The organism is Halorussus marinus (genome assembly GCF_004765795.1).
GTDB lineage: Archaea > Halobacteriota > Halobacteria > Halobacteriales > Haladaptataceae > Halorussus > Halorussus marinus.
In genome coordinates this window covers 745080-756235 of the sequence record NZ_SBIV01000001.1, presented here as the reverse complement: position 1 = coordinate 756235, position 11156 = coordinate 745080, and the positions used below count along the sequence as shown (strand labels likewise).

Below are 11156 nucleotides of genomic sequence, written 5' to 3'. Positions count from 1 at the left end.
TCGGCGCCGGCCCGGACGGCGGCGGCCGCGGCGTGGGCGGCCAGCGGCCGGTCGGCGACCGGCAACATCGGTTTCGGGAGCGACGCCGACAGCGGGCGGATCCGCGTGCCTTCACCCGCCGCGAGGATGACTGCGTTCATCGGGCTCGAATTGGTGCTCGTCCGGTTTGAGTGTGGGGGTCTCGTGGCTCCCCGTGTTCTTTTATTCTTCGGCGTGGTTGGATTCAGTACCGCCACCGCGTTCTCGACCCGTCACCCGCGACGGCGGGTCGGAGAACGCCGGTATCGTTCAATGGAACGTACCGGACTCAAGTACGGGAAGGATAGATTAATACGTTCGATAGCGTTAGGGCAGATACTTGGCGAACTGTCTGCGACATCTCCCCCCCCGAACGAACGAGGACACGACCTACAACGAATGAATATAAACACATCCGACAGGAGACAGCTCGAACAGTCCTCGAACGTGCTCCTGCTGGCTCCGTTAACGCCGACAGGCAACCGAGCCTGTCTCGAACTGCTCGCGGCCGTAGAACCGCCCGCGCGGACCAACGTCGCCGCCGTGACCTACACGCCGCCGCCCGAGACGTGGGTGGCAAACTGGCGCGAACACGTCGGGATGCTTCCCGCGGAACTCGCGTTCATCCACGCCAACACGGTCGAGACGCGGCCCGACGGGGAAGACTCGCTTCCCGAGCGCGTGTCGGTCGGCCGGGTCGACCCGAACCAGCCGATGGACATCATCGCGCCGCTGAGCGAGCAGCTGACCCGGTGGCAGGACAACGGCAACCAGACGGTGGTGTCGGTCCAGACGCTGACCGTCCTGCTCGAGTACGTGGACTTCGACACCGCGTTCCGGTATCTCCACATCCTGACCCACCGGGTCGGGGCCGTCGACGCCATCGGGGTCTACCACATGGATCCGGACGTTCACGACGAAAAGACGATCAACACGCTCGAAACGCTGTTCGACGCGGTCGTGGAGGTGTCCCCGGACGGCGAGGAGTGGTCGGTGACCGAGACGTACGGCGACCGGACCGCGACCAGCGACCACACCCAGAACCACGACACGGACGTCGAGATCGACGACACCGACGGCGGCGTGTTCGATGCCATCCGGGACTCGCTGTCGTCGCTGTTCTCGGGCGGAGACGCCGCCGCGTCGAACGGCGAGAACTCGACGCAACGACCGACCACCGACGGCCCGGCGAGCCCCTCCGACTCGCCCGCCGGAAACGCGGTCGACGACGTGCCGAACGACGCGATGCTCACCGACGAGGACCGCATCCGCGAGCTACTCACCAGTTACGGCGGTCGGATGAAACAGACCGACGTGACCGAGGAGACCGACTGGTCGAAATCCACCGTCAGCCGAAAGCTCTCGAAGATGGAGGACAAAGGCCTCATCACTCGGGTCCAGGTCGGTCGAGGGAACCTCGTCTTCCTGAGCGGTTACGAGCCCGAGACCGCCAAATCGCCGTTCGAGACGGAGTCGAGCTGATCATGTTCGGTGTCAGTCACGCGCGGATGCGGTCGATCGGCCGCGTCGCGAAACCGAGCGGCCAGAGAGGTTACGATCACAGAGTATGAGTGAATCAACAGGGAGTCAGAACGAGACCGGTTCCATGCCCCAGCAAGCGACAGTCCTGATAGCCGACGACGAGCGGCCGATCACCGACGCGTACGCACAGTGGCTCGAAGAGGAGTACGCGGTCCGGACCGCCTACAGCGGTTCCGAGGCGCTCGACAAGCTCGACGCCGAGGTCGACGTCGTGCTCCTCGACCGGCGGATGCCCGACATCTCGGGCGAGGACGTGCTCGACGAGATCCACGATCGGGGGCTCACCTGCCGGGTCGCGCTGGTCTCGGCGGTCGAACCCGACTTCGACATCCTCGAACTCGGCTTCGACGCGTACCTCGAAAAGCCGGTGTCGAACGCCGAAGAGCTCCTCGAGACCGTCGAGACGCTGGTGCGGCGCACCACCTACGACGCTCAGATGCGGCGGTTCCTGTCGCTGGCGAACAAGAAGGCCGCGATCGAAGCCAAGAAGGCCCCCGAAGAACTCGAAGCCAACGACGAGTACGTCGAACTCACCGAGGAGATCGCCGAACTTCGCACCCGCCTCTCGGAGACGGCGACCGAACTCGACGACGACGACCTCCGGGCGGAGTTCTACGACCCCGAGGGCTGACTCGTCTCGCTGACGCCGGGACGTGACGGGCTCGAACGCCGCGCGGTCGGATCTCGGGTCGGTTCACCGATCGCCGACTTTTTGACAGAACGGCCCGCAGAGCCGGTATGGAAGCCGACGAGATCCACCCGCAGGCGCGGGCGATGCTCGACCGGCGCGAGCGGCTCGGCCTCGCCCCGATCCGAGAGGTCGGGCTCGGCCGCTTGCGCCTCCTGATGCGGCTCACGAACTGGGTTCAGAACCGGAACCCCCCGTCGGTCGGCCGGACCGTCGATCGGACGATCCCGGGGCCCGACGGCGACCTCCCGGTCCGACTCTACCGGCCCACCGGCGAGGGGCCGTTCCCGACGGTGGTCTACTTCCACGGCGGCGGGTACGTCATCGGCGATCTGGCGAGCCACGATCTACTGTGTCGCCATCTGACCCGCGAGAGCGACTGCGTGGTGATGGCGGTCGACTACCGGCTCGCGCCCGAGCACCCGTTCCCGGCGGCGGTCGAGGACGCCTACGCCGCGACGAAGTGGGCGGCCGACAACACCGACGCGCTCGCGGGCGACGGTCGGCTGGCGGTCGCGGGCGACAGCGCGGGCGGCGCGCTGGCGGCCGTCGCGTCCCTGATGGCGGCCGAGAAGGCGGGCCCCGATATCGACTATCAGGCGCTTCTGTACCCCGGCGTCGGCGTCGAGGACGGTCAGGAGTCGGTCGAGAAACACGGCGGTCGGGTCTTAGAGCGGGGGGATCTAGAGTGGTTCCGTGAGTGCTACTTCGAAAGCGACGTTCACGAGCGCAACCCCTACGCCGACCCGTCGAACGCCTGTGACCTCTCGGGGGTCCCGCCGGCGACGGTCCTCACCGCGGGCTTCGACCCGCTCCGGGACGGCGGCGCGAACTACGCCGACCAGTTGGCGGCCGACGGCGTCGACGTCCGCCACGTCAACTACGACGACATGATCCACGGCTTCGCGACCATGACCGAGGAGATCGACCGCGCCCGCGAGGCCATCGCCGAGATCGCCGACCACCTCCGTGCGGCGTTCGACGAGTCCGAATCGACTCGCTGATCGCGGTTCGTTTAAGTGGTTCTGGCGATAAGGTGTAGATACGAGGCGAAACGGATCGCCGTTCTCCCGAAGCAATCGCCCGCCGAGCCACGGCGTTCGACGGTTCGACGAGCCGTATATTTAAACCGCGTCGCGCCGCTAGAGGTGGGTGATGACCGAGAGCGACTCCGACGCGGCGCTTCCGACGTGGCAACACGACCCCGCGGACGAGCGCCGCTTCAGCCGGCGTGCCGGCGACGGCGCGGTCGCGCGCGCGGACCTCCAGCGCGACGGCATCGTCCGTCAGTGGGGGCCGGTGACGCCGGCCGCGACCCAGATCGGCCGTGCGCGCTCGCCCGACGCGGACCTCTCCGACAGCGTCCGCCGACTCCACGAGGAGCGCCACGCCGCGATGGCCGGCCACAGCGAGCGGATGCACCGCCTCGACAAGCTCCGGATCACCCACGCCCTCTGCAACGACCTGTCGCTGACGCCGTGGCAACGCGACCGGGTCATCGGCGTGATGGCCGACCTCGATCTCACCGCGTTCGGGAGCCAGCGGGCGATCCCGAAGGTCGCGCTCGTCACGATCCGCCACGTCGTCGACACCGAGCGCGAGCGGTACCTCGGGCTCCACGACGCCGAGTGGATCGGGAGCCTCCCGCCCGAGCGCCTCGAAGCCCTCTACGATCAGTTCGACTCGATCACCGACGATCCGGCGTTCGCCGACCTCGCCGAAAAACACGGCATCGACATCACGAGCCTGAACCGGCTCCGACGGGTCCTGAGAGACCAGATCGACGAGCGGGGGCTCGACGAGGCGGTCCACGGCCACAACCCCTACCGCGACCCGAACCTCCCGAGCCTCGAAACCCGAGGGTCCGGCGACGGGCGGAGCGGCGGCTTCGAGGAGACGCGAGACCAGTAGAACCCGGATCGGCTTCCGCTCGTATATTCTCCTTATCGCCAAAAGCACTTAAACGACCGCCGGACGCGAGCGATCGACTCGGCAACGACTCCCACATTCACCAATCTTTTTACGTGTGTCCTCGGAGTTTGCACCCGTACCTCTCGGCCCCGACGCGATCGACCCGGGGCCGGGTCCGCACCCGACATGACCGACACGTCGCCCTCGCTGGTGCCCGACGACGAGCAGTCGCGCGACCGCCTCCGGACGCTGTTGGTCGTGTGCTGTGTCGCGGCCGTCGCGCTCGCCGCGATAGTCGTGCCAGCGGTCTCCTCGTCGGGGCTGGGCGACTCGCCGCTGGGCTCGACCGTCCCGCAACCGAACGCCGACCCGTACGACGCCGCGCCCGCCGGTAGCGGTGGCGGCGCCGGCGCGCTCTCCGGGGGCGGGAGCCTCGGCGCGCTCAATCCCGGCGAGCGAACCGACGTGGGCGGGCCGCTGGCGAGCGACGGCGCCAGCGCCTTCCGATCGCAGAACGCCGCGGTCCACTTCACCGTCCGAGCCAGCGCGAAGAGCTACTGGCGGACCGGCGCGTACGACACCTACACCGGTGCTGGCTGGGAGCGATCCGGCGAGCCCCGACCGTACACCGGGCCGCTCGGCGGCGAGGGAATCGCCGGCGAGCGCGTCGAGTACCGGGTCCGACTCAATCAGTCGGCGACCGCGCTCCCGAGCGTCTGGCGTCCCGAATCGATCTCGGGCGTCGACTCGCCGCTCGTCACCGACCGCCGTGCGTTCGCCAGCGAGACGGCCCTGCCGGCGGGCACGACCTACACGGGCGTGAGCCACCGACCTCCGCAGGACCCGACGTTGCTCCGCACCGCGGGCCGCGAGTACCCCGACGAGATCGAGTCGCGGTACACCGCCCTGCCCGAGGACACCGAGCGCCGGCTCGCCCCGTTCACCGCGAACCTGACCGCCGACGCCGACTCGCCGTACGGGACCGCGACCCGGATCGAATCGTGGCTCGAAGCGAACAAGAGCTACTCGCTGAACGCCAGCCGCCCCGGCGAGGACGCGGCCGCCGAGTTCGTCTTCGAGATGGAGCAAGGCTACTGCGAGTACTTCGCGACCTCGATGACAGCGATGCTCCGGTCCCAGGGCGTCCCCGCCCGGTACGTCGTCGGCTACTCGACCGGCCAGCAGGTCGGGCCAAACACCTACGAAGTCCGGGGGATGAACGCCCACGCGTGGGTCGAGGTGTACTTCCCGGAGGTCGGGTGGGTCCGGTTCGACCCCACGCCGGGGAGCGACCGACTCCGGGCCGAACAGGCCGCGCTCGAAAACCGGACCGGCGAGACCGACTACGACCCCGTCGAGGAGGGGAGCCCGAACGAGACGTTCTCCGCGGAGGGCACCGTGACGCCCGGGGCGGGCCAGACGGGCGGGGACGGTGTCGGCACCGCCACCGGCGCGACGGCCGACGCCACCGCCGGTGGCTCGACGGCGGGCCCGGCGACCGAGGGCGGGTCGGACGGGACGGCCGACGGCGAACCCGGGACCGCGACCGACCCGGGGGCGTCGACCGGCACGCCCGACGGCTCGGGCGCGACGGCGGACGACGCCGGCGGGACGCAGTCGGGCGAGTCCGGCGGGGAAGAGAGCGGATCGGACGAGACGACCGGCGGAGAAGCGACCGAGACGACCGGCGACGGATCGAGCGAACCGGGCGAAACGACCGACGACGCCGAGGACACCGACGACACTGACGGGACCGACGAGACCGACAGCTCCGAAAAGACCGACGAGACCGACAACTCCGAAGAGATCGACGAGACCGACGGGGCCGACGAGACGGCCGCCGCCGGCTACGACGTTTCGCTCAACCGCACGCCGGTGCCGGGCGCGACCGTGACCGCGACCGTCGCTCGCGACGGATCGCCGGCGTCGGGCGTGGAGGTCCTGTTCAACGGCGAGCCGGTCGGGACGACCGACGACGCGGGACGAGTGTCCGGCGAGGTCCCCTACGCCCGGAACCTCACCGTGACGGTACGCGAGGTCTCCCGGACCGCCGCGGTGGGGTCGCTGGCGTTCGACCGCCCCGCCTCGGTCTCGACGCCGCCCGGCGCGCTCTCGGTCGCCAACGAGACCAACGGTTCTCGATCGTACGCGCTCGAGACCAACGCCACGCTGACCGTATCCGGCGAGATCGTCACCGGCGGCGAGGTGGTCGTGACCGCGACGGTCGACGACGTCCCGCTCCGGAACGCCGACGTGCGGGTCGGCGGCGAGCGAGTCGCCGAGACCGACCGCCGGGGTCGGGCAGAGATCCGACTCCCCGACTCGCCCGGTCCCGTCACGGTCGCGGCCTCGCGCGGCCCGGTGTCGGGCGAGACGACCGTCGAACTCCCGGCGCTGAACGTCACCGCCGAGCCGTCGCTTCCGGTCGCCCTGCCGGCCACCGGCGTCGAGGTGTCGGCGAACTACGACGGCGAGCCGGTGGCGAACGCGTCGGTGGCGGTCGGCGGCGCCGACCTGACAACCGGCGTCGACGGCACCGTGACCGCCCGGCTCCCGTTCGCGTCGAGCGCCGACGTCGTCGTCTCGGCCGACGGCCAGACCGCCCGGGAGACCGTCTCGGGGCTGTTCGCGAACCTCGCGGGCGTCCTGCTCGGGGTCGCGCTCGCGGTCGGCGGGCTGGCCTTGTTCGCGGCTCGACGGGGCGTGACGCCCCGACGCGTCGCGGGCGTCGTGCTCGCCGCGACGACCGCCTTGCCGCGGCTCGCGGTCGCCGCGCTGTTCGGGATCGCGGCGTTCCTCGAAGAAGCGATCGCGTCGGTCGCGGCCGCGCTCCGGGAGCTCGTGGCCCGCGAGACGACCGTCCGCGAACTGCTCGCGCGGCTCCGGGCGTGGCTGGGCGAGCGGATCGAAGCGATGCGGTCGCGGGTTCGCCGGTCGGTCGAGGACCGCGTCGGCACCCCGGCCGCCAACGACGCCGAAACCACCGACGAGGACTCCTATCGGACGCTCCGGGAGGCGTGGCGCGAGTTCCTCGGCGCCGTCTCGGTGCGCCGGCCGGCCGCGATGACCCCCGGCGAGCTCGCGGTCCACGCCGTCCGGGTCGACGACCTCCCGGCCGACGCGGTGGCGACGCTCAGAGACGCGTTCCGGGACGTCGAGTACGGCGCGCGCTCGCCGGCCGACCGACTCGCCCGCGTCGAGGACGCGCTGGCGGCCATCGAGGCGGCGACCCGGCCCGAAGACGACGCCGACGCCGACGGCGCGGGGGGTGAGGACTGATGGGCCGGCGTCTGCTCGGGGGCCTCGGCGCGCTCCTGACCGCGGCCACCGCGGTCGTCGTCTTCGCGCCCGACATCACGGCCGAGCAGGTGGCCGCGGTCGCCGCCCGCCTCGAATCTCGCGACCCTCGGCGACTCCTGCTCGCGCTCGGCGCGGTCGTCGGGCTCTACGCCGCGTGGAGCGCCCGGTCGGGGTCGGCTCGCCCGCCGGTTCCCGTCGGGCCGTCGGCGCCGCTCGAAGGGGTCGGCGACCCGCCCGAGCGCGTCACCGCCGCCGATCGCGCCCGGACCGGTCGGACCCTCGACGAGCGCGTCGCCGACGCGGTCGCGGGCGACCCGGCGGCGCTGGCGTCGGTCCGGGCGACCCTCGCAGAGACCGCGGAGGCGGCTCACGCCCGCCGGGCTGACTGCTCGCCCGAGGCGGCGACCCGGGCGGTCGAGACCGGCGCGTGGACCGCCGACCAGACCGCCGCGGCATTTCTCGCCACCGAGGACGGGCCGGCGTTCCCGCTCGGGGCCCGGCTCCGAAAGTGGCTCGACCCCGAGGCCGAGCGCCGGCGCCGCATCGAGCGCACGGTCGCGGCGCTCGAGGACCCCTTCGACGCCGGATCGACCGGAGACGGAGGTGAGGCGACGTGACCCGCGAGCGCGTCCCGCGGTGGCGGGGCGGCCTCGCCGGGACGCTCCTGCTGACCGCGATCGGCCTGCTGTACGCCGAACCGCGGCTGTTGGCGGCCTCGGTCGTCCCGCTGAGCTACGTCGCGTACGGCGCGCTCTCGGCGCTGTCGGACGCGCCCGCGCCGAGCGTCGAGCGGTCGTTCTCGCCCGCAGAGCCGCCACCGGGCGCGACCGTCGAGGTGAAACTCACCGTCCGCAACGAGGGCGAGTCGGCGCTCGCGGACCTCCGGCTCGTCGACGCGGTCCCCGACGAGCTACGGGTGGTCGAGGGGTCGCCGCGCGCCGCGCTCGCGCTCCGGCCGGGCGAGACCGCGACGGCGACGTACTCGGTCGTCGCCACCCGCGGGGACCACGCGTTCGGCGACCCCGCGGTCCGGGTCCGGACGCTGAGCGGGACCGACCGGGCGACCGTCGCGGTCGAGGCGTCGGGCGCCGACACCCTCTCGTGCTCGCTCGGAGTGTCCGAGCCGCCGTTCGCGAGCCCGTCGCCCCGCCGGGTCGGCACCCACACGACCGACTCGGGCGGGGAGGGAATCGAGTTTCACTCCACCCGGGAGTACCGGCCGGGCGACTCGCTGAGCCGGATCGACTGGCGGCGGTTCGGCAAGACCGGCGACCTCACGACGGTCCGGTTCCGCGAGGAGCGGGCGGCTCGGACCGTGGTCGTCGTGGACGCCCGTCCCGTCGCGCGGGCGACCGCCCGGGCCGGCTACCCGAACGGCGCCGAGCTGTCGGCGTACGCGGCCGAACGCCTGTACGACGCGCTCACCGCGGCGGGCGTGGCGACGACCGTCACCGCGGTCGGGCTCCGGGACGGCGACTACGAGGGCGCGCTCCCGCCCGACGGCCTCCCGTGGGTCGGCACCGACGACGGGGTCGGGAGCGCCCGGCGGGTCTTCGCGGCGGTCGGGCGCGCGGCCGAGCGCGACGACCCCGGATCGGTCCCGACCGACGAGTCCGACGGCTCGCTGGCCGCGCCGGCCGCCGGGCCCCGGGAGCCGACGGCCGAGCGCCCGGACGATGCGGCCGACGCCCCCGGCGCGGCGGCCCCGGACGGCGGTCGGACCGACCCCGTGATCCGCCGGCTGTTGGCCCGACTGCCGGCGGACTCGCAGGTCGTGCTGGTCTCGCCGGCGCTCGACGGCTGGCCCGAGTCGCTCGCGGAGTCGCTTGCGGTCCGGGGTCACGAACTGGCGGTCCTCAGCCCCGACGTGACCGGCGACGACTCGCCGGGCCGGACGGTCGCGGCCGCCAGACGGACGCTACGGCTCTGGGACCTCCGGGCGACCGGCGCGTCGACGGTCGACTGGGACGTCGCCGACCCGCTCGACGTCGCGCTCGAACGATCGCTACGGACGCTCCTCGCACACTCATGACAGACGCTACTCCCGATCGTGCGCCCGACAGCCCGACCGACACCGTCCCGGAGCGAAACTGGGCCCCGACCCGAACGAGCACCGCGATCGCCGGACTCGGCACCGTCTGTGGCGTCGCGCTCCTGAGCCGGCTCGCGGGGGTCGGCGCCGGCGTGCCGGTCGCCGGGGCGGGCGCGGTCGGGCTCGCGGCCGCGCTCTGGCTGTTGGACCTCGACTCGTGGCGGGTCTCCGGGACGCTGGCGGCGAGCCTCCTCGTCGTGCCCGCGGTCGGCGCTGTCGCGGCCGGGATCGGCTACGAACTGCTCGTCGAGTTCGCGGCGGTGTTCCCCGCACCGAACCCGACCCGGGTGGCGGGCCAGAGCCTCCGGCTCCTCGGGATCGCGGCGGTGCTCTGTGGCTGTACGCTCGCGGTCTTCGGCGCGGCCGCGTCGGTCCGGCGGGTCGCCACCGGCGAGACGCTGGGGCGGTGCTGGGGGCTGGTGGTCCGGACCGCCGTCGTCCCGGTTGCGGTCGCCGTCGGGCTCGCGGCCACCGCCCTCGCGACGGAGTACGATCTGGTGGCGGTCGACCGGATCGTCGACCGGGTCGCGACCGGGGCGTCGGGCTGGCTGTTCGCCCCCGCCGCGTCCGACCCGGAGATCGGGTCGTTCGCCGCGGTGGTCGCGGCCGCGGCGTTCGCGACCTACCGGGCGCTCCGGGCGCTCCCGACCCGCGAACTCGCGGGCGGGGCGACGGTCGGCGACCTCGAAGTGGCGGCCGTCGCGGACGCCCTCGACCGCGCGGCGGTCTGGGTCGCGACCGCGGCGCTGGCCGCGCTCCCGATCGCACTCCTCGTCGGCGTCGCGGTCCCGACCGACGCCCTCCGCGCGGCGCTCCCGCCCGCCGCCTTCGATCCGCTCGTCGACGTGACCACCGACACCGGGCTTCGCCGCGCCCTCGTCGGGCTGACCGTCGGCGCGCTCGCGGTCGCGGTCGCGCTCGGGCTCGTGAGAGGGTCGGCCCGCACGCCGACCGCCGACCTGCTCGTCGGCTACGCGCCGTACGCCGCGGGCGTCGCGATCGCCGCCGCGTCGTGGGTCGCCGGCGAACGGGTCGTCGACGGACTGGTCGCGTTCGTCGCCGGGCGGCTCGACGCGGCGCTCGCCGACCAGTTCCGCCGGCTCTCTGGGGGAGTCGTCGACTTCTACGGCGCCGAGACCGTCGTCGTCGGGCTCGCCGCGCTGGTGGCGTTTCTGGCGGCGCTCGGCGTGTTCGCCCTCTGGTTTTGCTTCGCGATCGGGCTCGTCGCCGACGCGATCGCCGGGCCGTCGCTCGCGGCCGGCGGGCTGTTCGTCGCGGCGGCGTTCGCGGGGACGCTTGACGTGCCCCTCTGGACGGTGCTCGCGGGGCTCGCGCTCGCGCTCGTCGTCTGGGACGCGGGGGAGTTCGCGACGACGCTCGGCGCCGAGGTCGGTCGGCGAGCCGACACCCGCCGCGCCGAACTGTTGCACGCGGTCGGAACGGTCGCGGTCGGGGGGCTCGCGCTCGCGGCCGCCGACGGCGTGGCGGACGCGATCCCGTCGGCGGCGCCGACGGCGGTCGGCGGCGTGACCGTCGCGCTCGTCGGCGCGGTCGGCGCGATCGTCCTGCTGGTGGCGGCGCTCCGGTGAGCCGGCCGCCGGTCGC

General features: G+C 72.7%; 9 protein-coding genes. 8 read left to right on the top strand and 1 reads right to left on the bottom strand.

The annotated features are described in order from the left end of the window. The coding region (locus EPY72_RS03855; RefSeq protein ID WP_168215994.1) for a sugar phosphate nucleotidyltransferase at positions 1 to 140 on the bottom strand (140 nt) is incomplete at its 3' end. Between the two features lie 277 nt (positions 141 to 417). Between EPY72_RS03855 and EPY72_RS03850 the strand changes: the two genes are divergently transcribed. From EPY72_RS03850 to EPY72_RS03815, 8 genes are all read left to right on the top strand, one after another. After that, complete coding sequence (locus EPY72_RS03850) at positions 418 to 1500, top strand: DUF7504 family protein (RefSeq protein WP_134670323.1); 1083 nt, start codon at positions 418 to 420, stop codon at positions 1498 to 1500. Between the two features lie 124 nt (positions 1501 to 1624). Continuing rightward, entirely contained in the window at positions 1625 to 2191 is a 567-nt protein-coding gene (locus EPY72_RS03845) for a HalX domain-containing protein (RefSeq protein ID WP_135805644.1), read from the top strand. A gap of 107 nt (positions 2192 to 2298) precedes the next feature. Beyond that, positions 2299 to 3252 (top strand): alpha/beta hydrolase, encoded by a 954-nt coding sequence (locus tag EPY72_RS03840; protein ID WP_135805621.1) that lies wholly within the window; start codon positions 2299 to 2301, stop codon positions 3250 to 3252. 151 nt (positions 3253 to 3403) lie between these two features. Further along, on the top strand, positions 3404 to 4159 hold the full coding sequence (locus tag EPY72_RS03835; protein ID WP_135805620.1) for a DNA-directed RNA polymerase subunit epsilon: 756 nt from the start codon (positions 3404 to 3406) through the stop codon (positions 4157 to 4159). A gap of 186 nt (positions 4160 to 4345) precedes the next feature. Then, the gene (locus tag EPY72_RS03830) at positions 4346 to 7438 is read left to right on the top strand and encodes a transglutaminaseTgpA domain-containing protein (protein ID WP_135805619.1); all 3093 of its coding nucleotides are present in this window, start codon (positions 4346 to 4348) and stop codon (positions 7436 to 7438) included. Further along, complete coding sequence (locus tag EPY72_RS03825) at positions 7438 to 8076, top strand: DUF7269 family protein (RefSeq protein ID WP_135805618.1); 639 nt, start codon at positions 7438 to 7440, stop codon at positions 8074 to 8076. Before EPY72_RS03830 ends, EPY72_RS03825 begins: the two co-directional genes overlap by 1 nt. Beyond that, entirely contained in the window at positions 8073 to 9491 is a 1419-nt protein-coding gene (locus tag EPY72_RS03820; protein ID WP_135805617.1) for a DUF58 domain-containing protein, read from the top strand. Before EPY72_RS03825 ends, EPY72_RS03820 begins: the two co-directional genes overlap by 4 nt. After that, the gene (locus EPY72_RS03815) at positions 9488 to 11140 is read left to right on the top strand and encodes a DUF7519 family protein (protein ID WP_135805616.1); all 1653 of its coding nucleotides are present in this window, start codon (positions 9488 to 9490) and stop codon (positions 11138 to 11140) included. Before EPY72_RS03820 ends, EPY72_RS03815 begins: the two co-directional genes overlap by 4 nt. The last annotated feature ends 16 nt before the right edge of the window (positions 11141 to 11156 follow it).